26 protein-coding genes are annotated in these 25921 nt (G+C 69.9%); 9 read left to right on the forward strand and 17 right to left on the reverse strand.

All coding sequences use genetic code 11. From position 1 onward, the window contains the following. Positions 1-27: 27 nt before the first annotated feature. The 9 genes from tpiA to T398_RS21575 all read right to left on the reverse strand — a co-directional run bounded on the left by tpiA (position 28) and on the right by T398_RS21575 (position 8496). Complete coding sequence (gene tpiA, locus T398_RS21535; RefSeq protein ID WP_496449474.1) at positions 28-819, reverse strand: triose-phosphate isomerase; 792 nt, start codon at positions 817-819, stop codon at positions 28-30. Further along, positions 820-2019, reverse strand: coding sequence for a phosphoglycerate kinase (locus tag T398_RS21540; RefSeq protein ID WP_496449475.1), 1200 nt, complete (start codon positions 2017-2019; stop codon positions 820-822). A 52-nt stretch (positions 2020-2071) separates the two neighbouring features. Continuing rightward, positions 2072-3076: a type I glyceraldehyde-3-phosphate dehydrogenase gene (gene gap / locus T398_RS21545; protein ID WP_496449477.1), complete on the reverse strand. Its 1005-nt coding sequence runs from the start codon at positions 3074-3076 to the stop codon at positions 2072-2074. 252 nt (positions 3077-3328) lie between these two features. After that, the gene (gene whiA, locus T398_RS21550; RefSeq protein WP_018223368.1) at positions 3329-4309 is read right to left on the reverse strand and encodes a DNA-binding protein WhiA; all 981 of its coding nucleotides are present in this window, start codon (positions 4307-4309) and stop codon (positions 3329-3331) included. A 54-nt stretch (positions 4310-4363) separates the two neighbouring features. After that, positions 4364-5356 carry a gluconeogenesis factor YvcK family protein gene (locus T398_RS21555; RefSeq protein WP_496449479.1) on the reverse strand — a complete coding sequence of 331 codons (993 nt, stop codon included), beginning with the start codon at positions 5354-5356 and terminating at the stop codon, positions 4364-4366. Further along, entirely contained in the window at positions 5353-6261 is a 909-nt protein-coding gene (gene rapZ / locus T398_RS21560) for an RNase adapter RapZ (protein WP_496449481.1), read from the reverse strand. Before rapZ ends, T398_RS21555 begins: the two co-directional genes overlap by 4 nt. A 162-nt stretch (positions 6262-6423) precedes the next feature. Then, positions 6424-7323 (reverse strand): hypothetical protein, encoded by a 900-nt coding sequence (locus T398_RS21565; protein WP_496449483.1) that lies wholly within the window; start codon positions 7321-7323, stop codon positions 6424-6426. A gap of 57 nt (positions 7324-7380) precedes the next feature. Next, positions 7381-7617: a DUF397 domain-containing protein gene (locus T398_RS21570; RefSeq protein ID WP_496449484.1), complete on the reverse strand. Its 237-nt coding sequence runs from the start codon at positions 7615-7617 to the stop codon at positions 7381-7383. Positions 7618-7641: 24 nt separating this feature from the next. Beyond that, positions 7642-8496 (reverse strand): DUF5753 domain-containing protein, encoded by an 855-nt coding sequence (locus T398_RS21575; RefSeq protein ID WP_496449486.1) that lies wholly within the window; start codon positions 8494-8496, stop codon positions 7642-7644. Positions 8497-8647: 151 nt separating this feature from the next. Here T398_RS21575 and T398_RS21580 point away from each other — a divergent pair, with 151 nt between their 5' ends. The 3 genes from T398_RS21580 (at position 8648) to recQ (ending at position 11294) form a co-directional block, all read left to right on the forward strand. Next, complete coding sequence (locus T398_RS21580) at positions 8648-9181, forward strand: hypothetical protein (protein ID WP_496449488.1); 534 nt, start codon at positions 8648-8650, stop codon at positions 9179-9181. Further along, positions 9178-9384 carry a hypothetical protein gene (locus T398_RS21585; protein ID WP_496449490.1) on the forward strand — a complete coding sequence of 69 codons (207 nt, stop codon included), beginning with the start codon at positions 9178-9180 and terminating at the stop codon, positions 9382-9384. Before T398_RS21580 ends, T398_RS21585 begins: the two co-directional genes overlap by 4 nt. A gap of 68 nt (positions 9385-9452) precedes the next feature. Further along, a complete protein-coding gene (gene recQ / locus T398_RS21590) occupies positions 9453-11294 on the forward strand; it encodes a DNA helicase RecQ (protein ID WP_496449492.1) in 1842 nt (613 codons plus the stop codon). A 122-nt stretch (positions 11295-11416) separates the two neighbouring features. Here the strand turns inward: recQ and T398_RS21595 are convergent, their stop codons facing one another. The 5 genes from T398_RS21595 to rsgA form a co-directional block, all read right to left on the reverse strand. After that, entirely contained in the window at positions 11417-12217 is an 801-nt protein-coding gene (locus T398_RS21595; protein ID WP_496449494.1) for an alpha/beta fold hydrolase, read from the reverse strand. A gap of 39 nt (positions 12218-12256) precedes the next feature. Beyond that, a complete protein-coding gene (gene uvrC / locus T398_RS21600) occupies positions 12257-14314 on the reverse strand; it encodes an excinuclease ABC subunit UvrC (RefSeq protein WP_496449495.1) in 2058 nt (685 codons plus the stop codon). Between the two features lie 93 nt (positions 14315-14407). Further along, positions 14408-14902 carry a Rieske (2Fe-2S) protein gene (locus tag T398_RS21605; protein WP_496449497.1) on the reverse strand — a complete coding sequence of 165 codons (495 nt, stop codon included), beginning with the start codon at positions 14900-14902 and terminating at the stop codon, positions 14408-14410. Between the two features lie 217 nt (positions 14903-15119). Then, positions 15120-18083 carry an excinuclease ABC subunit UvrA gene (gene uvrA, locus T398_RS21610; RefSeq protein WP_496449498.1) on the reverse strand — a complete coding sequence of 988 codons (2964 nt, stop codon included), beginning with the start codon at positions 18081-18083 and terminating at the stop codon, positions 15120-15122. Between the two features lie 307 nt (positions 18084-18390). Beyond that, positions 18391-19203: a GTPase RsgA gene (gene rsgA, locus T398_RS21615; protein WP_496449501.1), complete on the reverse strand. Its 813-nt coding sequence runs from the start codon at positions 19201-19203 to the stop codon at positions 18391-18393. A 112-nt stretch (positions 19204-19315) separates the two neighbouring features. On the opposite strand from rsgA, the gene T398_RS21620 reads away from it, so the two are divergent. From T398_RS21620 to T398_RS21635, 4 genes are all read left to right on the forward strand, one after another. Further along, a complete protein-coding gene (locus tag T398_RS21620; RefSeq protein ID WP_496449503.1) occupies positions 19316-20032 on the forward strand; it encodes a maleylpyruvate isomerase family mycothiol-dependent enzyme in 717 nt (238 codons plus the stop codon). A gap of 7 nt (positions 20033-20039) precedes the next feature. Beyond that, positions 20040-20693, forward strand: coding sequence for an MBL fold metallo-hydrolase (locus T398_RS21625; RefSeq protein ID WP_496449504.1), 654 nt, complete (start codon positions 20040-20042; stop codon positions 20691-20693). Positions 20694-21247: 554 nt separating this feature from the next. Next, positions 21248-22396 carry a branched-chain amino acid ABC transporter substrate-binding protein gene (locus T398_RS21630; protein ID WP_496449506.1) on the forward strand — a complete coding sequence of 383 codons (1149 nt, stop codon included), beginning with the start codon at positions 21248-21250 and terminating at the stop codon, positions 22394-22396. A gap of 102 nt (positions 22397-22498) precedes the next feature. After that, entirely contained in the window at positions 22499-23032 is a 534-nt protein-coding gene (locus T398_RS21635) for an MFS transporter (protein ID WP_496449508.1), read from the forward strand. Here the strand turns inward: T398_RS21635 and T398_RS21640 are convergent. The 3 genes from T398_RS21640 to T398_RS21650 all read right to left on the reverse strand — a co-directional run bounded on the left by T398_RS21640 (position 23007) and on the right by T398_RS21650 (position 24853). Continuing rightward, positions 23007-23246, reverse strand: coding sequence for a transposase (locus T398_RS21640; RefSeq protein ID WP_496449510.1), 240 nt, complete (start codon positions 23244-23246; stop codon positions 23007-23009). The genes T398_RS21635 and T398_RS21640 overlap by 26 nt on opposite strands. A 157-nt stretch (positions 23247-23403) precedes the next feature. Continuing rightward, positions 23404-23889 carry a hypothetical protein gene (locus T398_RS21645; RefSeq protein ID WP_496449511.1) on the reverse strand — a complete coding sequence of 162 codons (486 nt, stop codon included), beginning with the start codon at positions 23887-23889 and terminating at the stop codon, positions 23404-23406. A 139-nt stretch (positions 23890-24028) separates the two neighbouring features. Further along, entirely contained in the window at positions 24029-24853 is an 825-nt protein-coding gene (locus T398_RS21650; protein ID WP_496449513.1) for a transposase family protein, read from the reverse strand. A gap of 283 nt (positions 24854-25136) precedes the next feature. Between T398_RS21650 and T398_RS21655 the strand changes: the two genes are divergently transcribed. Together T398_RS21655 and T398_RS21660 are read left to right on the forward strand one after the other, a co-directional pair. Further along, positions 25137-25625, forward strand: coding sequence for an ALF repeat-containing protein (locus T398_RS21655; protein ID WP_496449515.1), 489 nt, complete (start codon positions 25137-25139; stop codon positions 25623-25625). A gap of 78 nt (positions 25626-25703) precedes the next feature. Beyond that, positions 25704-25921 (forward strand): helix-turn-helix domain-containing protein (locus T398_RS21660; RefSeq protein WP_496449516.1); only part of this gene is annotated, 218 nt, incomplete at its 3' end.

Here is a 25921-nt window from a genome sequence, read left to right on the forward strand (position 1 = left end):
CGGGCGGAGTCAAGGATAGCGAAGCGGTCAGCCGGTGGTGTGCTCCGGGAACCGGCAGATCTTCGCGAACTCCTCAGCGTCCAGGCTGGCGCCGCCGACAAGGGCGCCATCCACGTCTGGCTGAGCCATGATGGCCGCCACGTTCGACGACTTGACCGACCCGCCGTACAGGATCCGCACCTGGTCGGCCGTCTCCTGACCAAGCTGCCCGGCAAGGCGCTGACGGAGCGCCCCGCAGACCTCCTGGGCGTCCTCCGGGGTGGCCGTCTTGCCGGTGCCGATCGCCCAGACCGGCTCGTACGCGACGACAACCTGGGTCACCTGCTCGGCGGAGAGCCCCTTGAGGGCGGCGTCGAGCTGGTCGTTGCAGTGCGCCACCTGGCCGCCCTGCTCCCGAACGTCCAGCCCCTCCCCCACGCAGAGGATCGGGGCGAGGCCATGGGTGAGCGCCGCCTGCACCTTCGCGTTGACGACCGCGTCATCCTCGTGGTGGTTCGCCCGCCGCTCGGAGTGGCCGACCGCCACGTAGGTGCAGCCCAGCTTCGTCAGCATCGGCCCGGCGATGTCACCGGTGTGCGCTCCCGACGCGTGCGGCGAGAGGTCCTGCGCGCCGTAACCCACCAGCAGCTTGTCCCCGTCCACGGCGGTCTGCACCGTCCGTAGGTCGGTGAACGGCGGTAGCACCACCGTCTCGACGTCGGTGAGCTGCTTCGCGGTGAGGCTCGCGGCGAGCTTCTGCACCAGCAGGTTCGCCTCGAGATGGTTGAGGTTCATCTTCCAGTTGCCGGCCATCAGCGGCCGGCGGGTGGGGTTGGCCATTCAGCTCTCCAAGGCCGCGATGCCGGGGAGGGCCTTGCCCTCCAGATACTCAAGACTGGCGCCGCCACCGGTGGAGATGTGGCTGAACGCCTGCTCGTCGAGGCCGAGCGCCCGCACCGCGGCGGCGGAGTCGCCGCCACCGACCACGGTGAACGCGTCCGACTTCGCGATCGCCTCGGCGACACCGCGGGTGCCGTGCGCGAAGGCCGCCATCTCGAACACGCCCATCGGGCCGTTCCAGAAGATCGTCCGAGCGTCCCGCAGCGCGGCGGCGAAACCAGCCACCGTCTCCGGGCCGATGTCGAGCCCGACCCGCTTGCTGGGGATCCCGTCCGCCCGCACCGTGTCGTGCGCGGCGTCCGGCGCGAACGCGTCCGCCGCCACCACGTCAACCGGCAGCATGATCTTGCCGTCGGCGCGGTCCAGCAGGCTCCGGCAGGTCTCGACCATCTCCTCCTCCAGCAGCGAGGAGCCCACCTCGTGGCCCTGCGCCTTCAGGAAGGTGAAGCACATGCCGCCGCCGACCAGCAGCCGGTCGACCTTCGGCAGCAACGCCTCGATCACCGCCAGCTTGTCGGAGACCTTCGACCCACCGAGCACCACCACGTACGGGCGGTCCGGCTCCCCGGCGAGGGTGCCGAGCACCTCCACCTCGCGCAGCACCAGCCGGCCCGCCACGTGCGGCAGCCGGGCCGGTACGTCGTAGACGCTGGCGTGTCGACGGTGCACTGCGCCGAACGCGTCGTCCACGTACGCGTCGGCGAGCGCGGCGAGCTGGTCGGCGAAGGCGCCCCGCTCCGCCTCGTCCTTGCTGGTCTCACCCGGGTTGAACCGAAGATTCTCCAGCAGGGCGACCTGGCCGTCGGCGAGGCCCGCCACCGTGGACCGGGCCGAGTCGCCGACCGTGTCCTCGGCGAAGTGCACCGGCGCACCGAGCAGCTCTCCGAGCCGCCCGGCGACCGGACGCAGGCTGAACGCCGGGTCGGGGCTGCCCTTCGGCCGCCCCAGGTGGGAGCAGACGACCACCTTCGCGCCGGCCTGGACGAGCGCGCCCAGGGTCGGCAGCACGGCCCGGATCCGGCCGTCGTCGGTGATCTGACCAGTCTGCTTGTCGAGCGGGACGTTCAGGTCCGCGCGGACCAACACCCGCCGACCCGTTACCTCCTCGGCGAGCAGGTCGTCGAGGGTGCGGATAGTCACCGGACCGACCTTCCCTTCGTCACCAGGCCCCCCGCGAGCTGCCTACGCGCACTCACAGCGACTGACCAACCAGCTTCACGAGATCCACCAGGCGGTTCGAGTAGCCCCACTCGTTGTCGTACCAGCCGACGATCTTCACCTGGTTGCCGATCACCTTGGTCAGCGGGGCGTCGAAGATGCAGGACGCCGGGTCGGTGACGATGTCGGCCGAGACGATCGGGTCCTCGTTGTAGGACAGGACACCGTTGAGCGGGCCGTTGGCGGCCGCCTTCATCGCGGCGTTGACCTCGTCCACCGTGGTCTCCCGGCCGACGGTGACGGTCAGGTCGGTGGCGGATCCGGTCGGGATCGGCACCCGCAGCGCGTAGCCGTCCAGCCGACCCTTGAGCTCCGGCAGCACCAGGCCGATCGCCTTCGCCGCACCGGTGGAGGTCGGCACGATGTTCAGCGCGGCGGCACGGGCGCGACGCAGATCCTTGTGCGGGGCGTCCTGGAGGTTCTGGTCCTGGGTGTAGGCGTGGATGGTGGTCATCAGACCCTGCTCGATGCCGAACGTGTCCTGCAGGACCTTCACCATCGGCGCCAGGCAGTTGGTGGTGCAGGAGGCGTTGGAGATGACGGTGTGCTTGGCCGGGTCGTACTCCGCGTGGTTGACGCCCATCACCACGGTGACGTCCTCGTTCTTCGCCGGCGCAGAGATGATCACCTTCTTGGCACCGCCGCCGACGTGCGCCTTCGCCTTGGTGGCGTCGGTGAAGAGGCCGGTGGACTCGATGACCACGTCCACGCCCAGCTCACCCCAGGGCAGGTTCGCCGGGTCCTTCTCGGCGTACACCTTGATGGTCTTGCCGCCCACGGTGATCTCGTCCGCGCTGGCCTTCACCTCGTACGGCAGCCGGCCGAGGATGCTGTCGTACTTGACAAGGTGGGCGAGCGTCGCGTTGTCGGTCAGGTCGTTGACCGCCACGATCTCGATGTCAGCGCCGGACGCCAGCACTGCCCGGAAGAAGTTACGGCCGATCCGGCCGAAGCCGTTGATGCCAACCCGGATGGTCACAGGTCCCATCTCCTCGCGTTCTAGTCCGCCGGCGTGATGACCCACGGGCCGGCGACGAGTCTGCGCCAGCCGGTGGAACCAACCGGCCGTTTGACGGTTCATCTCGGCCGCCCCGCCGCGGTCCGAGGGACCGACCGCCCGAGGCGGTGCGCACGGCGAGGAATGCCGAGTGCCGGCTCCCTTGCCGTACGCAGCGACCCTATCCGAGCATGGGGGGTCCTGCTCCGGCGGGTGGTTCCCGCCGCCGTCCTATCAGACCACGAGCATGTCCGGCGTGACTGCCGCTTCGGTATCCGGGATGCCGAGATCGCGGGCTCGCTTGTCGGCGAGCGCGAGCAGCCGCCGGATCCGTCCGGCGATCGCATCCTTGGTCAACGGCGGGTCGGCGAGCGCGCCCAGTTCCTCCAGCGATGCCTGGCGGTGCTCCAGCCGCAGCCGCCCGGCCGAGGTCAGGTGGTACGGCGCGTCGTCGGCGAGGATCTCCAGGGCACGGGTGACCCGGGCGGCGGCGGCGACCGCCGCCCGCGCCGACCGGCGCAGGTTCGCGTCGTCGAAGTTCGCCAACCGGTTCGCGGTGGCCCGCACCTCCCGCCGGACCCGACGTTCCTCCCAGGCCAGCACGCTGGCATGGGCGCCGATCCGGGTGAGTAGGGCGGCGATGGCGTCGCCGTCCTTGACGACCACCCGGTCCACGCCGCGCACCTCGCGGTTCTTCGCGGCGATGCCGATCCGGCGGGCCGCGCCGACCAGGGCGAGTGCCGACTCCGGGCCGGGGCAGGTGATCTCCATCGCACTGGAGCGACCCGGCTCGGTCAACGAACCGTGCGCCATGAACGCGCCGCGCCAGGCCGAGACCGCGCAGCAGACGTTGGCGGCCACCACATGCGGTGGCAGGCCCCGCACCGGCCGACCGCGGACATCGAGCAGGCCGGTCTGCCGGGCCAGGAACTCCCCGTCCTTGACCACCCGCACGATGAAGTGACTGCCCTTGCGCAGGCCACCGGAGGCGAGGACGTGGATCTCGCTGGGGTAGCCATAGACATCGGCGATCTCCCGCCGCAGCCGCCGGGCCACCGCCCCGGTGTCCAGCTCGGCCTCCACGACCACCCGACCGGAGACGATGTGCAACCCGCCGGCGAAGCGCAGCAGCGCCGCCATCTCCGCCCGCCGGCAGCAGGGCTTGGGCACGTCAACCCGGCTCAGCTCGTCCTTGACCGCCGCCGTCATCGCCATTGTGCGTCCTCTCACGGACCGGTTCCGGCGTGTCGCCGGAGATTACGTACGTGTCTAACGAGCGGCGCCCAGGACCGGCACCAGAGCAGCGGCGAGAGCAGCCGAATCATGACAGGGCGTGCCGTCGTTGACCGCGACCGGGGCGAGGATCAGCCGAGCGCCCAGCGATTCTGCCGCACGCTCGACCGGCGCGGGATCGCCCACCGCCTTGACGTCTCCGAGTACGCAGTCGACCCGCAGCTTCGGCAGGTACCACCGCAGCTCGGCCAGGTGATCAGCGACCGAGAGCCCGAGCGTCTCCTTCTCGGCGGCCAGGTTCAGGGTAACCAGCCGGCGGGCGGGGCTCGCGGCGATGGCCACGGCCAGTTCCGGCACCAACAGGTGCGGCAGTACGCTGGTATACCAGCTGCCCGGGCCGAAGAGGAGCCAGTCGGCCGCGCCGATGGCGGCCACCGCCTCGGGGCAGGCCGCCGGCGCCTCCGGGTTCAGCCGCAGCGACTCGACCCGGCCGGTGGTGACGGCCACCTGATGCTGGCCGCTGACGATGCTGACCTCCGCCGGCCGGCCGGGGTCAACACCTCGGACCCGCGCCTCGATCCCGACCGGCTCGCAGGACATCGGCAGCACCCGCCCGACCGTGCCCAACATCGCGCCGGCATGCTCCAGCGCCGCCACCGGGTCGCCGAGCAGCTCCATCAGCCCGCAGAGCACGAGATTGCCGACGGCATGCCCGGTCAGTCCGCTCGCGGTGGCCGCCGGGTCGCCGAGCGTCGGCGTCGGCGCCGTGGCGAAGCGGTGTTGGAAGAGCCCGGCGCTGCGCTGCGTAGCGGGATGATCTCCGGCCAGCGCGACGAGCGCCTGCCGCAGGTCCCCCGGCGGCAGCCCGCCCCGCTCCGCCCGCAGCCGGCCGCTGGACCCGCCGTCGTCGCCGACCGTCACCACCGCGGTCAGATCAAGATCGAGTTCGGGAGCACAGCGCCGCAGTGCCCGCAGCGAAGCGGAGAGTCCGTGCCCACCGCCGAAGGTGACCACCCGGATAGCCGTCACTCGCGCCCCAGGTCACGGTGCTGCGCGTTGACGGCGAGGCCGGTCTGCCGCAGCCGCGCGGCCAACTCCTCGGCGATGGCGACACTGCGGTGCTTGCCACCGGTACAGCCGACGGCGGCGGTCAGATACCGCTTACCCTCCCGCTCGAAACCAGCGGTGGTGGCATTTAGCAGGTCGGCGAAGGTCGCCACGAAATCCTCGGCGCCCTCCTGGCCCAACACGTACGAACTGACCGCCTCCACCTGCCCGGTGTGCTCGCGCAACTCCGGCACCCAGTACGGGTTCGGCAGGAACCGGGCGTCGCAGACGAAGTCGGCATCCGGCGGCACGCCGTACTTGAAACCGAAGGAGACCACGGTCACCCGCAGCCGCCGGGCATCCTCGGCGCCGAAGAGCTCCTCGATCCGCCGACGCAGCTGGTTGACGTTGAGGTGGCTGGTGTCGACGAACACGTCGGCCTGGTCGCGGGCCCCCTCCAGCAGCCCGCGCTCCACCGCGATGCCGTCGGCGAGCCGCCCCTCCCCCTGCAACGGGTGCGAACGCCGGACGCTCTCAAAGCGCCGGATCAACACCTCGTCGTCGGCGTCAACGAAGACCACCCGCGGGGCGAAACCCCGCTCCTTGAGCTCCCGGATCGCACCCGCCAGGTCGGTGGAGAACGCCCGGGAGCGCACGTCCAGCACCATCGCCGTACGCCGGGCGGCGCCACCGGCCTTCATCGCCAGCTCGGCCATGTCCAGCATCAGCGCCTGGGGCAGGTTGTCGACCACGTAGTAGCCGACATTCTCCAGGGCGCGGGCAACGGTGCTGCGCCCACCGCCGGAGACCCCGGTCACCACCACGAGCGTGGTGTCGGTGCCCGACGGGTCGAGCCCGTCCGGCACGCTCGGCTGCCCCTCGATCACCTGGTACCCCCAACCTGTGACACCGCGCCCCGAACTGGGTCACGGGTTCGAACAGCGACTCTAACCCGCCGAACCACCCAGATCTCCCGCGTCACATTCCCGACACCGGGACAGCTCGCCTTACCACCGGCCACCAAACCTTCCCGGCACCGCGCCACTCTGTTATCGCCGCCGCAGCGCCTTGACCCGGTCCGGGCCGAGCACATTGACGTATTCCCAGGGCTCATCCAGGCAGGAGTCGACCTCGGCCGCCGCGACGATGTCGGTCAGCCGGGCCACCAGCTCGTCCGGATCCGGTCCCAGTTGCTCGCAGAGCGACAGGTGCACCGCCCGGATCGCGCCGCCGATCTCCCCCGGCTCCACCTCATAGGTCTCCCAGGCATCGTAGAGATAGCCGGCGAGCCCGTCCCAGACACGAGCTGCCCGCTCGACCACCAGCAGGGTCGGTTCGGCGGCCGGCCGCTGCGCCAGCACCCGCAGCTCCTCCACAATCGCCTGGCCGGCCTTGACCACGTCGTACAGGTCCCAGTGGTACCCGTTGGTCGCGTCGCCGGCGATCGAGTCGATGGTCCGGCCCACATCGGCCAGTTCCGCGGCGCTCGGCGCGGCCAGCCGGCCGGCGTAGCCCCGCAGCCGGCTCGCCAACACCCGGTCCCCGGCTGCCCACTCACCCACCAGCCAGGCCAGTCGCCCGGCGGGTACGGTGCGGGCGAGGTCGACCAGTTCGGCCACCCGGGGATCAATCTGCACCGCCGACGGCGGGGTGGCCGCCGACGACCAGTCGAACCCGTCCTCGACCGCGGCGGCGGTCAACGCCGCCGCGTGCGCGCACAACTCGTCCGCGCCGGCCGCGCAGTCGCACTCGACGGTGAAGCCCGCCGCGGTAACCCCGACCCAGGTCTCGCACGGCGGCTCCCCGGCCAGCCGGAACACCCCGCTGGCACCCCCGCCGGCAGGGTCGACCCGCACCGGCTGCCGGGCTTTCCGAAGCGTGTCCGCCGCGTCACGGGCCAGCGCCCCGGCCTCACCCCGAAGGGCGTCGATGTCAATTCGTACCGCCATCCGACCATTCAACCGGATCAGCGAACCGTCGCCCCGAGCCGGGCAGCGGCGGTCAGGTCAGCTCCGGGAGGCGGACCGTCCTCCGGGCCGGCCAACGCGTCGACGTCCTGGAAGCCCGGCGACGAAGGACGCCCAGGCGACCGATCCGAAGACGAGCACCGGACCAACCGGATCCTTCGAGTCCCGGACCGCCAGCCCGTCATCCAGCCCCGCCACCTCGACGCAGTTCGAGTCATTCGCACCGCTGCGACTGCTCTTCCTCCATCGGACTGCTGCAAGCTCCGAGGACTTCATCGGTATCGCTCCAAGGGGTCGGACTCAGTCCGGGGCCTCGGCAACGACCTGGGCGAGGAAGTCCGCCGATCGGTCAGGGTCGAGTGCCTTCGCCCGCACATGATCGAACATGAGTCTATATCGCGCCACCTGGCGGTCTTCCTCCAACAGCAGGGTGCTGGTGTCGTTACTCAGATAGACCACTGTCGGATCAAGCCGCGGATCGGCGTATTCCAGCAGCGTAAAGGCACCGCCCATCGCGGCGTGCGCTCCAGCGCCAAACGGCAGGATCTGGATCTCGATCGTCGGCAGCTCACAGGCTTCGACCAGGCGTTGGAGCTGTGCACGCATCACCTTCGGGCCACCAACGACACGATGGAGGACCGCCTCGTCCAGCACGATCCACAACGACGGTGGCACGTCCCGCGACAGCAACGCCTTGCGCGCCAGCCTCGCCGCCACGACGCGATCTACCTCATCCTGGCTCCCGAGGCAGCGTCCGGCTTTGACAATCGCCCGGACGTACTCCTCCGTCTGCAACAGCCCCGGCACGTAAAGACTTTCGAAGGTGCAGATCGAGGCAGCCTCGGCCTCGAATCCAACGTAGGCATCAGGCAACACGTCATCGTAGGCGCTCCACCATCCCTTCTGCCGGGACTGCCGAAGCAACGCGGTGAGCGACGCCCGCTCCTCGGCGGTGGCTTCGTAGAGGTCAAGCAACGCCTGCATGTCCTTGGGCATCACCCGGGTATGCCCAAGCTCGAAACGAATGACCTTGCTCCGGTGCCACCCCAACGTCTTGGCGACCCCGTCGGCGGTACGACCTGTCCGGTCCCGCAGGCGGCGCAACTCACGGCGCAGCCGGCGGGCCCTGATCGTCGGACTCGGCACCTGAACCACGCCGAAACCCCCTTCGCCTAGAGCTCCTGATTCTCTTCATAACGCTGCAGGAATTCAAGGTCTATCGTCAATTTTTACGACGTTGCATTTCTAGCTCGCATAGCTCAGGCTGAGGGTAACCAACCGCTTACCCAGCGAAGGAGGTTGCCGGATGACACACGACCAGGCGTCGAAGTGGACGCGGCAGGACCGGATCGCGGCCGGGCACCGTACGGACCTCGCCGAGCTTCTCGACCAGGCGGATGTCTCCGAACGGGTCCGCGCCGCCGTCACGCAGGCATTGACGGACTCAACCACCTCGACCGCGTACGTCGATGCCCTGGTCGCCCGCTATGCGACCGAGCGCGAGCGGCGCTCGGGGTCGGTGGTGCCACCCGCCTGTGTCGCTGACGCGCACCGCCGGTGGACGCTGCACCTTACCTACCAAGCCGATGATCTGCCGGCGGCCCGGGACCGGGCGGTCACCTACGTCGAAGGGCTGACGTTGCTGCGTCCGGAGCTGTCGGCCAACACCGTCCTGCTGTCCCGGGCCGACGCCTGGAATCAGGTCGAGCCGCTGTTCTGCGGCCAGCTCGGCCCGGACCGGGAGGTCTGCGCGGATACCCTCGGACATGCCGGCTTCCACCAGGCCGCCGGCCTGGGCGGGTTCCGCTGGGGCGACGGCGACGACGGGTACGGCCGGTGACCGCGTCGACCTACCCCCGGGTGTCGCCGTGCCAACACTGCGGCCTGGCGGTGCTCCGCGACAACGACGGCGTCTGGATCCACTCCACGCTCAGCTATGTCTGCCGGGACCGGTACGGCGCACTGCGGGGCTCCTACGCCAATCCCGAGCCACCGGCCACAACGCAGCTGCGGCCACCATTCGGGGTCCAGCCGACGAGGTAAGCCAGCAACCAGCCCCGCACGGCCGGGCGTGGGCCGCCGCGTCAGGGGCCACTCGTAGACTGCGCCCCATGCCCTCCCCCACCGACCAGCAGCCCGCCGCGTTGGAAACGCTGCGGCGTGTCTTCGGCTACGACGCCTTCCGGGGCTTCCAGCAGGAGGTCATCGAGCACGTGACGGCCGGCGGGGACGCCCTGGTGCTGATGCCCACCGGCGGCGGCAAGTCGCTCTGCTACCAGATCCCGGCGCTGCTGCGCGACGGCGTCGCGGTGGTCGTGTCACCGTTGATCGCGCTGATGCAGGACCAGGTTGACGCGCTGACCGCGGTCGGGGTCCGGGCCGGCTTCCTCAACTCGACGCTGGACCTCGACGCCCGCCGTGCCGTCGAGCGGGCCTTCGTCGCCGGGGAACTGGATCTGCTCTACCTCGCCCCGGAGGCCCTGGGCACCCGGGGCGTGCAGCACCTGCTCGACCAGGGGCGGATCAGCCTCTTCGCGATCGACGAGGCGCACTGCGTGTCGCAGTGGGGGCACGACTTCCGCCCGGACTACCTCGCCCTGTCAATGCTGCACGAACGCTGGCCGGGGGTGCCCCGGGTGGCGTTGACCGCCACCGCGACCAGCGCCACCCGGGCCGAGATCGCCACCCGGCTCCAGCTCACCTCGGCCCGGCACTTCGTCGCCAGCTTCGACCGGCCCAACATCCAGTACCGCATCGCGGCGAAGCGGGAGCCGAAGCGGCAGCTGCTGGCCCTGCTCCGGGACGAGCACCCGGCCGACGCCGGCATCATCTACTGCCTCTCCCGGGCCAGCGTGGAGAAGACCGCGGAGTTCCTGGTCGACAACGGCATCGCCGCGCTGCCCTACCACGCCGGCCTGGACGCGGTCACCCGCGCCCGGCACCAGCAGCGTTTCCTGCGGGAGGACGGCCTGGTCATGGTCGCGACGATCGCGTTCGGGATGGGCATCGACAAACCGGACGTACGGTTCGTCGCCCACCTTGACCTACCGAAATCGGTGGAGGGCTACTACCAGGAGACCGGCCGCGCCGGACGGGACGGCCTGCCGGCGACAGCCTGGCTCGCCTACGGCCTGACGGATGTGGTGCAGCAGCGCCGGCTGATCGACACCTCGGAGGGGGACCTGGCGCACCGGCGTAACCTCGCCGCCCATCTGGAGGCGATGCTCGCGCTCTGCGAGACGGTCCGCTGCCGCCGGGTGCAGCTGCTGGACTACTTCGGCGAGACCGCCACCGCCTGCGGCAACTGCGACACCTGCCTGCAGCCGCCCGAGTCGTGGGACGGCACGGTCGCCGCGCAGAAGCTGCTCTCCACGGTCTACCGGCTCGACCGGGAACGTAACCAACGCTTCGGCTCCGGGCACTGCATCGACATCCTGCTCGGCCGCGCCACCGACAAAATCCAGCAGCACCGGCACGACTCCCTGACAGTCTTCGGGATCGGCACCGAGCTGAGCGAGGCGGAGTGGCGGGGGGTGGTCCGGCAACTGCTCGCCGAAGGGCTGCTGGCGGTCGAGGGAGACTACGGCACCCTCGCCCTCACCGACACCAGCGCGGAGGTGCTGGGCCGGCGCCGCACCGTCATGCTCCGCCGCGAACCGGCCCGGAAGGCCCGACCGGCGAAGCCCCGCGGCGCGGCCACCGTGGTCGCCGAGCTGGCGCCGGCCGCCGCCGATGCCTTCGAGCGGCTGCGCGCCTGGCGGGCCACCACCGCCAAGGAGCAGGGCGTGCCGGCGTACGTGATCTTCCACGACGCCACGCTGCGGCAGATCGCCACCGACGCCCCGGCCGACCTGGCCGACCTGTCCCAGGTCGGTGGCGTCGGCGAGGCGAAGCTGGCGAAGTACGGCGAGCAGGTGCTGACCGTACTCGCCGACGACCCGCACCCGGCTTGACCAACCGGAGTTGCCTGGCAGGTAGCACATGTGCTACTTTGACCAATTCACCCGTAGAGCAACCTGAACCGGGTTGCCTGGTAGCCGGGTGTGTGCAGGTCCGTGCCGGCGTCGACGACGGTTCAGCGCCGGACGATGAACTCCGTCAGCACCGGGGCGAGGGTCTGCGCCGACGGTACGTGTCCCTCGCCGGGCAGCACCCGGTGCGTGCCCCGCGGCAGCGCCACGGCGGCGGCGCGGGCCACCTCGATCATCGGGTCCGGGCTCTCGCCGCCGCTGAGCACCAGCGCGGGCACGGAAACCCAGGCGGCGACCTCCACCGGCAGGGTGCCACCGCGGCTGCGGTCACCCATGACCGCCGAGTCGTAGGCGAGCGTCGGCGCGAGCGCCACCACGTCGGCCCACCACGGCTCGTGGCGTAGCTCGGCCACCGCCTCCGCCGGCACACCGGTGGTCTGGAAGAACAGCGCCACCGCGTCGTCGCGTCGATCCTCCGACAGCAGCGTGGTCAGGGCCTCGGCGTAGTCGCGGGCCTCCTGACGGTCCTCGGCGGTGTCCGCGCCGAAGGGCGGTTCGTGGAGCACGATCGCCCGGGCCGGCACCCCGGCGGCCGCGGCGTGCAGCACCAGTGCGGCACCGGACGAGTGCCCGTACAGGATGACGTCGGTACCGAGGTCGTTGACGAGGGCGGCGATGTCCTCGACCTCCCGCTCGACGGCGTACGGGCTGACGTCGCCGCTGTCGCCGCGACCACGACGGTCGTAGTTGACGACCGGTAGGTGGGCGCCGAGCCCCTCGGCCAGCTGGCGGGTCTTCGCCCGGTCGCAGGTGGCGCCGCCGACCACGATCAGCGAATCCGCGCCGTGCTCTCCGTGGCGTTCGTACGCGATCGCCGTGCCGTCCGCGGACGTCACCTTCAGCATGCCCAACCCTTCCGTCAGCAACACTCCGATAGACACGTACTACGTGCGAGGTTCATCTGGCGGCGTCGAATCGCCGAGCGCGGCGAGGATCGCCTCGGCGGTCCGCTTGCCGACCCCGGGGACCTCGGTGATCTCCTCCACCGAGGCGGCGGAGAGCCGCTTCAGCGAGCCGAAGTGCCGCAGCAGCGCCTTGCGCCGCACCTCGCCCAGCCCGGACACCCGGTCCAGCGCCGACTCGGTCATCCGCCGGGAACGCCGCTGCCGGTGGAACGTGATGGCGAACCGGTGCGCCTCGTCCCGCACCCGCTGCAGCAGGTAGAGGCCCTCCGAGGTGCGCGGCAGGATGGCCGGGAAGTCGTCGTCGGGCAGCCACACCTCCTCCAGCCGCTTCGCCAGCCCGCACAGCGCCACATCATCGACGCCCAACTCGGCGAGGGCCTGCGCCGCCGCCGCCACCTGCGGCGCACCCCCGTCCACCACCACCAGCTGTGGTGGGTAGGCGAACCGGCGCGGCCGGCCGGTGGTCGGATCGACCAGGGTGCCGACCCGGGGCTCGTCGGGCGCGCCCGGCCCGGTCGAGGCCGGCGTGGTCGAAGCCATCCCGGTCGAGGCCGGCGTGGTCGAAGCCATCCCGGTCGAGGCCGGCGTGGTCGGGGCGACTGGCTCACCGGCCGACTCGACACCGGCCTCCCCCGTCTCGGCCCGGGCGTCCAGGTAGCGGGCGAACCGCCGTCGCAGCACCTCCGACATCGCCGAGAGGTCGTCGGTGGCGCCCCGGATGATGAACCGCCGGTACTCGCTCTTACGCGGCAACCCGTCCTCGAAGACCACCATGCTGGCCACCACGTCGGTGCCCTGGATCTGGGAGATGTCGTAACACTCGATGCGCAGCGGCGCCGTCTGCAGGCCCAGCGTCTCGGCGATCTCGTCGAGGGCCTTGCTCCGGGTGGTCAGATCACCGGCGCGTTTGAGCTTGTGCCGGGCCAGGGCGTCGGTGGCGTTACGCGCGACCGTCTCCAGCAGGGCCCGCTTGTCGCCGCGCTGCGGCACCCGCAGCGTCACCCGGCTGCCGCGGTGGTCGGAGAGCCAGTCGGCGAGCGCCTCGACGTCGGCGGGCAGCTCGGGCACGAGCAGTTCCCGGGGGACATCGGCCTCGCCGTGTTCCCCGCCGTACACCTGGGTGCAGAAGTGGTGGACGAGATCACCGATGGTCAGCTCCTCGGTCTTCTCGACCACCCAGCCGCGCTGCCCGCGGATGCGCCCGTCCCGCACGTGAAACACCTGCACGGCCGCCTCCAGCGGGTCATCGGCGAAGGCGACCACGTCGGCGTCGGTGCCGTCGCCGAAGACCACGGTCTGCTTCTCCATCGCCCGGCGCAGGGCGGCCAGGTCGTCGCGGAGCCGGGCGGCCCGCTCGAACTCCAGCGCCGCGCTGGCGTCGGCCATCTCCCGCTCCAACCGGCGGACCATGAGGTCGGTCCGGCCGCCCATGAAGTCGCAGAAGCCGTCCACGATCGCCCGGTGCTCATCGGCCGATACGCTGCCGACGCAGGGCGCGGAACACTTGTCGATGTAGCCCAGCAGGCAGGGACGGCCGACCTGACCGGCCCGCTTGAACACCCCGGACGAGCAGGTGCGCGCCGGAAAGACCCGGAGCAGCAGGTCGAGCGTCTCGCGGATCGCCCAGGCGTGCGAGTACGGCCCGAAGTAGCGCACCCCCTTGCGCTTCGCCCCCCGCATGACCTGGAGTCGGGGGAACTCCTCGGCAACGGTGACCGCCAGGTACGGGTACGACTTGTCGTCCCGGTAGCGGACATTGAACCGCGGATCGTACTGCTTGATCTCGGTGAACTCCTGCTGGAGCGCCTCGACCTCGGTGGCGACGGAGATCCAGTCCACCGATTCGGCGGTGAAGACCATCTGCCGGGTGCGCTGGTGCAGATTGACCGGGTCGGCGAAGTAGGAGTTGAGCCGGTTGCGCAGGTTGCGCGCCTTGCCAACATAGATGACCCGGCCGGTCCCGTCGCGGAACCGGTAGACCCCAGGTGACTCCGGGATCGTGCCGGACACGGGACGGTAGGACGAGGGATCAGCCACGTTCCGAGCCTAGTCGCCGACTCCGACAGCCTCCGGCCGCGCCAACCCCGGCGGGGTCGGCCCGACCGGGCCGGCCACGTCGACCGCCGCCAGTCAGGCGAGCGAGATCTGGTCGCCGTTGACCGTGACATCCCGCGGGGCGAGGGACTTGGTGGACGGGCCGGTCAGCACCGAGCCGTCCTCGATCGAGAACTTACTCCCGTGACAGGTGCAGTTGATCGTGCCACCGTCCACGTTCCCCACCGGACAGTTCTGGTGCGGGCAGATCGGGTCGAAGCCCTTGAACTCCCCCGCTGACGGTTGGGTGATGACAACCCCCTGCGCGGCGTAGACGACACCGCCCCCGACCGGGATGTCACTGGTCCGGGCCAGCGACTGGGCTCCCTCCCGATCGCCGCCACCCGGGTCGCCGCTCTCGCTCAACGCCGGGCCGGCGCTGGCCTCGGCTTCGCCGGTGGAGCTGTCGCCGCAGGCGGCCAGGGCCATCGCCGCGCCGACCGCACCCGCGCCGGCCAGCACGGCCCGCCGGGTCCGCACGCCGTCGCCAGTGCCGACCCCCGCACCGGTCCCCGTCTGCTCGTCACTCATGTCGCCATCTCCTCGGCCCAACGAACCGCCGCCATGGTGGTGTGCCCCAGTCGGTCCCGAAACCAACGCGCCCCGTCGGTTCACCCGGTCCGCGCCCCGGGGCCACCCGTGCGACCCTACCCGGCCGGCGAGGGTCACCGGCCCGGTCGCCTTGGCGCGCTGATCATTCACCGGTCCGGGTCGCCCTCGGGTGACCCGGACCGGTGAATCCGGCCAGTCACCGTGCCCTGACGGCGGACTTGCGAGGGGCACGGGTCTTCGCCTCGGCCGCGCGGGGCTTCGCCCCGTTGGCCTTGGCCGCCCGGGAGGTGGCCTGCGCCGCGCCCTTCGCCGCACCGTCGAGCTTGAGCACCTGGCGCACAAACTGGCCGGTGTGGCTCTCGGGCACCTCGGCGACCTCCTCCGGGGTGCCGGCGGCGAGGACCGTGCCGCCGCGGTGGCCGCCCTCCGGCCCCATGTCGATGATCCAGTCAGCGGTCTTGATCACGTCCAGGTTGTGCTCGATGGTGATCACCGTGTTGCCCTTGTCGACCAGTCCCTCCAGCACCATCAGCAGCTTCCGGATGTCCTCGAAGTGCAGCCCGGTGGTCGGCTCGTCGAGCACGTAGACCGTCCGCCCGGTAGAGCGCTTCTGCAGCTCCGAGGCGAGCTTGACCCGCTGCGCCTCGCCACCGGAGAGGGTCGGCGCGGGCTGGCCCAGCCGGACGTAGCCGAGCCCCACGTCCACCAGCGTCCGAAGGTGCCGGTGGATGGCCGGAATGGCGGAGAAGAACTCCGCCGCCTCCTCGATCGGCATCTCCAGCACGTCCGAGACGGTCTTGCCCTTGTAACGCACCTCCAGGGTCTCCCGGTTGTACCGGGCGCCCTTGCAGACCTCGCACGGCACGTAGACGTCGGGCAGGAAGTTCATCTCGATCTTGAGAGTGCCGTCGCCGGAGCATGCCTCACACCGGCCCCCCTTGACATTGAACGAGAACCGGCCCGGCCCGTACCCCCGGACCTTGGCCTCGACCGTCTCGGCGAACAGCTTGCGAACATGATCCCAGACGCCGGTGTAGGTGGCCGGGTTGGACCGCGGGGTGCGCCCGATCGGCGACTGGTCCACCCCGACCACCTTGTCCACGTGTTCCAGACCGGCGACCCGGGTGTGCCGGCCCGGCACCAGCCGCGCCCCGTTGATCTGGTTGGCCAGCACCGCGTACAGGATGTCGTTGACCAGGGTCGACTTGCCGGAGCCGCTGACCCCGGTGACGGCGATCAGCTGACCGAGCGGGAACGTCACGGTCAGATTCCGGAGGTTGTGTTCGCGGGCCCCCCGCACCGTCAGCTCCCGGCCCGGCGTCTGCGGCCGGCGCCGCTCCGGCGTCGGGATCTCCTTCCGGCCGGCGAGATACGCCCCGGTCACCGACTCCGGGTTCTCCAGCAGTGCCGGGACCGACCCGCTGTGCACGATCTGGCCGCCGTGTTCGCCCGCCCCCGGACCGATATCGACGATCCAGTCCGCCGTCCGGATGGTGTCCTCGTCGTGCTCGACGACGATCAACGTGTTGCCGAGCCCGCGCAGGCGCAACAGCGTCTCGATCAGGCGGTGGTTGTCGCGCTGGTGCAGACCGATCGACGGCTCGTCCAGCACGTAGAGGACGCCGACCAGGCCGGAACCGATCTGGGTGGCCAGCCGGATACGCTGCGCCTCACCCCCGGAGAGGGTGCCGGCCGGGCGGTCCAGGGAGAGGTAGTCCAGCCCGACGTCGAGCAGGAACCGCAGCCGAGCGTTGATCTCCTTGAGGACCCGCTCGGCGATCAGCCGCTGCCGATCGGTCAACTCGACACCGGCGAGCAGCTCGGCGCACTCCCCGACGGACATCCCGCACACCTCGGCGATACTCCGACCGGCGACGGTGACCGCCAGCACCTCCGGCTTGAGCCGGGCGCCGCCGCAGGCGGCACAGGGCACGTCCCGCATGTAGCCCTCGTACTTCTCCCGGGACCACTCCGACTCGGTATCCGAGTGCCGGCGCTCGATCCACTGCATCACGCCCTCGAAGCCGGTGTAGTACGAGCGTTCCCGGCCGTACTTGTTGCGGTACCGCACGTGCACCTGGTCGTCGGCGCCGTGCAGGATCGTCTTCTGGATCCGGGCCGGCAGCGCCCGCCACGGCGTGTCGAGATCGAAGTGCTCCGCCTCGCCCAGCGCCCCCAGCAGGCGCAGGAAGTATTCCAGGGTGTGCCCGCCGGACCAGGGCTGGATCGCCCCCTCCCGCAGGGTGCGCTCCGGGTCGGGGATCACCAGCTCTGGGTCGACCTCCTTCTTCGTGCCCAGGCCGGTGCACTCCGGGCACGCGCCGTAGGGGGCGTTGAAGGAGAAGACCCGGGGCTCCAGGTCCTCGATCGCGAGCTGGTGGTCGTTGGGGCAGGCCAGCTGCTCCGAGTAGCGGCGCTCCCGCTCCGGGTCGTCCTCGGGCAGGTCGACGAAGTCCAGCAGCACCAGACCGCTGGAGAGCCCGAGCGCCGCCTCGACCGAGTCCGTCAGCCGCTGCTTGGCGGACGGCTTCACGGTGAGCCGGTCGATGACCACCTCGATGGTGTGCTTCTCCTGCTTCTTGAGCTTCGGTGGCTCGGTCAGCGGATGCACCACCCCGTCCACCCGGGCCCGGGCGTAACCCTTCGCCTGCAGCTCGGCGAAGAGGTCCACATATTCGCCCTTACGACCCCGGATGACCGGCGCGAGCACCATGAACCGGGTGCCCTCCGCCATGGCCAGGACCCGGTCAACGATCTGCTGCGGGGTCTGCCGGGAGATCCGCTCGCCGCAGACCGGGCAGTGCGGCTGGCCGATCCGGGCGAAGAGCAGGCGCAGGTAGTCGTAGACCTCAGTGATCGTGCCCACGGTCGACCGGGGGTTACGCGAGGTCGACTTCTGGTCGATGGAGACGGCCGGGCTGAGCCCCTCGATGAAGTCCACATCCGGCTTGTCCATCTGGCCGAGGAACTGCCGCGCGTACGACGACAACGACTCGACGTAGCGCCGCTGCCCCTCGGCGAAGATCGTGTCAAAAGCCAGGCTCGACTTGCCGGAACCAGACAGCCCGGTGAACACGATGAGCGCGTCCCGCGGCAGGTCGAGACTGACGTCACGCAAGTTGTGCTCGCGCGCGCCACGGATGATGAGTCGGTCAACCACGGTGCGTGTACTCCCGGGGTGCGGATTGATGGCAGCTGTCGCCCGACGGCCCGCCCGGGAGGTCTGACCCGGATGACAGCCAAGCGGTTGCGCTGTGCGGTTGTGTCGCCCATCGGGCGTGGTGGTTAGCCCGTTGAGCGTGGTGATTACCTGGCCACTTCGTCACTTGGTCACCTTTGTTACCTGGTCACCTCTATAACTGGTCACCTTTGTTACCTGGTCACCAAGCGTCAACGAGTGCCTCGGCAAGCCTAGCGCTGGGCTGTGACACTTCCCTTCGCCCGCGCATTCCCCCAGCTCAGGTCGGTCAGCCGGGCACCACCCGTACCCCCGGGGTTTCCACCACCGCGCCACCGCCCGGCACCGCCACCAACGCCCGCCCAACGGAGCGGGGTCGGCCCGTGCCGTCCACCCGCCGGCTCGCCGGCGTCGGTAGGGCCACCGCGCCGGCCAACGCGTTCACCAGACTCGACCGGCTCGACCGGCTCGACCGGCCCGACCGGGACGGGCCGAGCAGGCCGAGAGTCCGACCGGGCGCCACCTCCGCGCGTAGCGGATCGAGCCCCGCACCTCGCCGCGCACTGACCGGCAGCACCGGCACCCCCGGCGCTGCCGCCGCAACCTGCCGCACCACCAGGACCGGATCGGCGACCAGGTCAGCGTTGGTCAGCACCACCAGCAGCCGGGCCCCCGACTCCCGCGCGAGCGCGAGCAGCCACTCGATCCGTCCGAGGTCCGGCTCGGGACGCATCGGCTCGACCACCGCCGTGGCGGTCAGGTTGGCCGCCAGGATCTGCCCGTGGGTGTCCCTGCCGGCGGGCGGTTCCCGCAACGCGGTACGTCGGGGCAGCACCACCTCGACCGTGACGTGTCGGTCGGGCCAGGTGGCGAGCAGCACCCAGTCCCCCACGCACGGCAGGTACGTCCGGTCCCGGGCGGCCGTGGCCAGCACCGCCCCGCCGAGGGTGGCGCGGAGCGGGCCGGCAGCCCCGAGGACGGTGCACACCCCCCGCTCCACCCAGGCCACCCGGCCGGGCTGATAGTCGCCGCGCCGTCGTGCGTCGGACGCCCGGTCGGCGTCCCAGCCCAGGGCTGCCAGGTCGATGGTCATGAAATTCACTACCTCCTCCGACCTCCCGGCCTCGCGTTGTCGCCGACCGTAGGGCGCACCGCCGGCACCCGAAACCGATTTCCCCGGCGACGAAGGGACGGCCCACCGCTAGGGTCGGGAGGTGACCTCCGATCCACTGCGGCTGACCGGCGAGGTGGACGACGCCACCGCCCGTCTCCTGCGCACCACGGCGGACCTCGACGAGACGAGCCTGGCCACCGCGTCCCTGCTGCCCGGTTGGACCCGGGGACACGTCTTGGCCCACCTCGCCCGCAACGCCGACGGGTTCGTCAACCTGCTCACCGCCGCCCGCACCGGGGACCCCATCCCGATGTACGCGAGCCCCGCCGCCCGCTCCGCGGACATCGAGGCCGGCGCCGTCCGCCCACCCACCGCGCACCGGGACGACCTGCGCCGCAGCGCGGACCGGTTCGCCGAGGCCGTGGCGGCGATGCCGGCCGAGGCGTGGGGCGCCACGGTCACCACCCGACGCGGGCCGTGGTCCGCGGCGAACCTCGTCTGGGGTCGGCTCCGCGAAGTCGAGGTGCACCACGTGGACCTGGCCGTCGACTACCAGCCCGCCGACTGGCCGGAGGCGTTCGGCCACCGGCTCCTGCGCGAGGTCGCCACCGGCCTGGCCGGTCGCCCCGACGCGCCGCCGATGGTGCTGCGCTGCGATGGCAGAAAGCACGAACTGGTGGTCGGCGACCGTACCGCCGCCCCCACCGTGAGCGGCACCGCGCCCCACCTCGCCGCCTGGCTGATCGGCCGCAGCCCCGGCACCCGGCTCACCGTCGCCCCCGACGGCCCCCTACCGACCCCACCCGAATGGATCTGACCGACCAATGACCTACACCGGAGACGTCACCCCCGGCGGCCCGCCAGCCACCCGCGAGCTGGACCGGCTCACCATCACCAAGGTGTCGGTGGGCCCGATGGACAACAACGCCTACCTGCTGCGCTGCCGGACCACCGGCGAGCAGGTCCTGGTGGACGCGGCCAACGAGGCTCCCCGACTCCTCGACCTGATCGGCGACGCCGGCCTCGCCACGGTGGTTACCACCCACCAACACATGGACCACTGGCTGGCGCTCGAAGAGGTGGTGGCCGAGACCGGGGCCCGGCCGCTGGCCCACGCCGAGGACGCGCCGGGGCTACCGATCAAGGTCGATCCCCTCGCCGACGGTGATCGGGTGCCGGTCGGCGACTGCACGCTGGAGGTGATTCACCTGCGCGGGCATACCCCCGGCTCGATCGCCCTGCGCTACCAGGACCCGGCCGGCAGAGCACACCTGTTCACCGGGGACAGCCTCTTCCCGGGCGGAGTGGGCAACACCGAGCAGGACCCACAACGCTTCGCTCAGCTCATCGACGATGTCGAGCAGCGCCTCTTCGACCGGCTACCCGACAACACCTGGTTCTACCCAGGCCACGGCAAGGACAGCACCCTCGGCGCCGAACGGCCCGCCCTGCCCCAGTGGCGAGCCCGCGGCTGGTAATCCACGACCATCGGAGTTTGTGGTCGCCACCGTAATCCGCTCCCGGGGCTGACTGCCGGAGGCGCCGCACCACCGACGCCCGGAGCGTCCAGGAGGACGCCGGGGTTGAGCACCCAGGCCGGGTCCAGCGCCGCCTGCGTGGCGCGCGACGCCAGCACCACCGGCGGAGTGACCCGCGCCGGCACTTCGCGGGCATCCCGTCTCCCCACCGTCACCGATAGACAGTCCACCCGCGTTGCGGCAACCCAACGGTGGCTTGCCGACGATCCAAACGAGGCGGCGCCGACACGGTCCTGCTGCCTGAGTCGCCCGCCTGTGGGTCTCGGGCAACTGTGCTGGATGTTGCAAGTTCAGGCCATATTGGCGTTTGTAACCGTAACGGTTTGACAAGCGTAACTTCGAGGGCTTCCGAGACCTTTGTCGGCCCAGTACGCTCCGCCATCACGAGCCGTAGCAGGTGTGCGGGTTCACGTCGAGGTGGGGAGGCTGCCGTCCTGGTGCGGTCGCCTGCCTCGGGTGTGCTCGGGCTCCTGCAACTGGAGGAGGTCATAGCCGTGAGGCGTAGTTACGTACGGGCGCTCGGCGCCATTGGGTTGTCGGCAGCCCTCATTGCCGCGGCTGGCTGTCAGGCGGAGGAGGACGACACCGCCGGTAGCAGTGACTGCGGCGGCAAGATCGCCATGTTCGGCGCCTACACCGGGCCGAACTCGGGTCTGGCGATCCCGGCGCTCAAGAGTGCCCAGCTTGCGGTGAAGCAGCACAACGAGGCGAACCCGGACTGCGAGGTGACCCTGCAGGAGTTCGACACCAAGGGTGACCCGACCGAAGCCACGCCGGTCGCGAACAGGGTGGCTGGCGACGAGTCCTTCCTGGGCGTCATCGGTGGCGGTTTCTCCGGTGAGAGCAAGGCGACGATGGCGGTCTACGAGGCGGCCGAGATGGTGATGGTCAGCCCGTCGGCGACCGCGATCGAGCTGACCGCGGGCGGCAACAAGGTGTTCCACCGGGTGGTCGGTAACGACGCCGTCCAGGGTGCCGCAGCCGCCGTCTACCTTCGGGATGTCGTGCAGGCCAAAAAGGTCTTCGTGATCAATGACGGCACCACCTACGGCGCCGGCATCACCGACGAGCTGACCGAGGCGCTCGGTGAGTTGGCGGGCGGCACCGACCAGGTGCAGGAGAAGCAGGTCAACTTCGCCGCCACCATCTCGAAGATCAAGGCTGCCAAGCCGGACGCGATCGCCTACGGCGGCTACACGAACGAGGCGGCTCCGTTGGTGAAGCAGCTGCGGGAGGCCGGCATCACGACAACCTTCCTCGGCCTCGACGGGATCTACGACCCGTCCTTCCCGAAGGGTGCCGGGGCCAGCGCCGAGGGTGCGATCGTGACCTGCCCATGCCTGCCGCCGGACAAGGCCGGCGGCACCTTCGCGGCCGACTTCGAAGCGGAGTACGGCGCGCCTCCGGGCCCCTACGGTGCCGAGGGTTTCGACGCCGCGAACGTGTTGATCGAGGGCCTGGCCGAGGGCAACACCACGCGTGCGGATCTGCTGGCATGGGTCGACTCGTACGACAAGGAGGGGGTCTCGAAGTCCCTCACGTTCGATGAGAACGGTGACGTGGACGAGTCCCGGGTGGTGACGTGGGCCTACGAGATCAAGGGCGGTGAGCTCACGGCCCAGCAGGAGATCAGGCTCAGCTGAGCCAGGATGACCGTCGCGCGGCCGGGGATTCCCCCGGCCGCGCGATCGTGTCGGCCCGCACGGCCGGCCAGCACTGCGGCGACGCGTTGGGGTCAGCGCCACATGCAGCTTCTCGAGCCGTTACGGCGCAGGGAGTTTCGTGCGGCATGGCTGGGACAGATGATCAACATCTTCGGTGACGCGGTCTTCGGGGTCGCTATCGCACTGTTCCTGCTACCGCGACCCGATGCCGCCCGCGCCATCAGTCTGGTGCTGGCGATGGTCGCCCTGGGCGGCGTGGCGTCTGTTCTCGTCGGCGGCGTCCTCGCGGATCGCCGCCGCCGTACTGTCATGATCATAATCTCTGATCTGATCCGGCTTGTGGCCCTCACGGCGATCCTGTTTGCCGGCCCAGCGGCTCCGCTGCCCTTCCTACTCACCGCGGCACTCGTCATGGGTCTCGGTCTCGGGCTGTATCGGCCGGCTTACGGGGCGCTACTTCCGTCACTACTTCCGCCCGCGCTCATCGCACCGGGCAACGCGCTGCGGGCCATGTCGAATCGCATCGCCGCAGTAGCCGGAGCCGCGGCCGCAGGGGTCATGGTGGCTGCGACATCGGCGCAGACCACGCTCACCTTGACCTGGCGACCTTCTTGATCAGCTTCCGGGCCTCACGCAGCTCGGCTGAGTCGCCGCCGCTGACACCCGATCGGGTTCCGGCGTCAGCGTCAGCCTGGCGCATCCACGTGAACAACGTCATCGGGTGGACTCCGAAGTCCTTGGCGATCTGCTCGACCGTCACGCCCGGATCACGGTCATGGGCCACCCGCACGACGTCATCACGGAACTCACGAAGGTAGGGCTTGGGCACAGCAACATCCCTCCAGCCCGCCACGAGGGCAAGCATCTCAGATGTCACCTATCGGTGCAACAGATCCCCGACCCCGCCGACGGGATACTCCAGAATGTCGCTGGGATCGCCAAGCACGACCCGCGCCAAGCCATAGCAACAGATCCTGTAGTAGGCCCTAACCGGCACGCAGTTCCAGTAGCACGCTGGCGTCGGGGCTACTCGCCCCGACCTCCTTCAGCCTATTCGCGTCCAGGTCAACCGAGCCGGCCACGCCGTCGACCGTGTACTTGGCGTTTAGGGGCTCGTCACCAGACCAGATGAAATAGACGTTTGGAACATTAAGCTTGAGGTATCCCGAGTCACCCCGAACGGCAAAGCAGTACATGGCCTCGCCTCCAGGGAGGAAGGTCTCGATCTTGATCTTAGGAGTGGAACTGCTGCAATCGGCCAGCAAAGTGATGTTCCCGTCCCCGGAGATCAGCTCGATGCTGCGCTCCGTCTTGATCGTAGCCGCTCCAGGGTAGGAATAGTCCTCGACCAAGGACCCCATGGTGTCAGCTTCGGCATCACTCTCGGTAGCCATGGCTGCGCCGCTCACCGCCCCACCACCGACCAGACTCAACGCGAGCGCCAGCCACAGTGTCTTCGCCCTCATCCGCATGCAGTACGCACCTTTCAAAATCCGTGTCTCCATAGGCGTCGCTGCCACCGGTTCAGCAGCATCTACACCAGAGCCCGTCCTCGATCGTCAAGAGGCTCGGCGGTGCGGCGACAAGTCACACTTGCATAGTGAGGTGATCTCAGCAACTTTGCGGTAGGTATTTGTATTCGACGTGGGTCAGGTGCAGGGCTGCGGCGACGATGTCGCCGATCTGGCGTGGGCTGGCAGTGGTGTGGCGAAGTGTTGTCCAGCGTCCGATCAGGATCGCGAAGCCGCGTTCGCCCTGCCAGCGCAGGCCGCGCAGCAGCCGGTTGTAGGCGCGGTTGTCGGACGCGAGCCGGCTGCCCTTCGCGGGCTGTTTGATCGGGGTCTTGATGCCGTGGCCTGCGCTTTCGTAGCCGGAGTCGGCCAGCGTGGGAAGATCAAGCTCGGCCGCTGACCAGTTCAGCGCGGCGGTGATGCCCAACGTACGGGCGCAACTGGTGTCGTGCAGGTGCCCGGGTAGCGCCTCGGATGTCCAGATCGGTAGACCGTCGGGGCGCATGACCGCTTGGATGTTCGCGCCGAAGTCGCGGTGCTTGCCGGAATACCAGGCATCGATCACCTCTCCCTTCGCCGACAAGGTGGTCTCGGTGAGCCGGTCACAGTCGAAGAGTTTCCCGTCCAGGATGACGTGGGACCAACCGTCGTCGGCCACCCGCCGCAGAGCCGTGTGCAGATCCTGCGCCTGGGCCGCGAGCACAGCGATGCCCTCGTCGCGGTAGCGGTACGCGGTCGCCCGGGACACGCCGAACCCCGCGGCGAGCAGGGCCACGTCCTCGGCCTTGCGGAACCAGACCAGCACCATCAACGCCTGGTAGAAGCAGGTCAACGCCCGCGTGCCGGTGCGGGTGCCACGGGCCCGGCGTTCGGCGGCAAGGAGCCGACCGAGGTGCTGCACGAGTTCCCTGGGGACATCGGCCATGGCACGATAAGCAATCACGTGGAGCCCTCTCGAAGACGCGGATCTGTCGCAAGAACGTGCCTATCGATGGCTCCACGCCTATGTCCACGGCTGCCCGACTCGCCGCCTTCACCCGTGTCGCACCAATCAACCCTTATATGTTGCTGAGGTCACCTCAGCTCAGTGACGCGAGCCACGGTGAAACGGGGGACTGCATGTGGTGCGCACCGCGCCGAAGTAGACTTCGGCTGCCCAGCTGTCTAGTGTGTCCGCGTCGATGTCAAACACAAACGCGGGGTAGCCCATGAGCGACAAGAGCCGATTAGCAACGCGATGGTTACGCGACGCATCGATCGTCCTCGCCATCACGGTCGGGCTGGTCGCTCCAACGATCACTGCCCCAGCGGCCGTCGCGGCAGAGCCCGCAAGCGCCGTTGACCGGTACGGCGTGATCGATATGCTCGACACCGGAGGCCCTGTCCTCTCGCGTAGCGCGCGGGCCGCCCTGCTTGGAACCAACGAAGAGCTACACGAGTTCTTGACCACCGGCCAATTCCAGGCCCAGGTACAGGACAACCGAATCAAATTGTCCCGACTCATAGCGTTGAGTGGCCCGTTCATGAGGAACGCGGCAGTGCCGGTGCTGGCCGGAACCGACGATGATGTCCGCGAATTTCTGGAGACCGGGTACCAGGAACCACTCGACCTGGACCTACGAATCAAGGTCGCCCAGATCCTCGAGATCGGCGGGCCAGTCACCGCCCGCGAGGGGCAAGCCGCGCTAGTGCCGTGACCACGAACGTTCACGGTGTTGGTTGACACGCCGTCTGGCCTGCCGGCCGGGCGGCGTCGTGGCGGTCAGGCTGTGGCGGTGGCAGAACTCGTTCGCGTTCGGCGGCTCAGTGACCAGGAGGGTCAGCAGCTGCTGAGGATCACTCGTAGAGGTACCGGCTCGCCGATCCGGTTGCGGCGGTCGATGGTCGTGCTCGCTTCGGCTGGTGGGAACACGGTGCCGGCGATCGCCCGTCTCGTCCAAGCCGATGAGGACACGATCCGGCAGGTCATCCACCGGTTCAACGAGATGGGGAT

The sequence above is a fragment of the Salinispora goodfellowii genome (genome assembly GCF_059570675.1).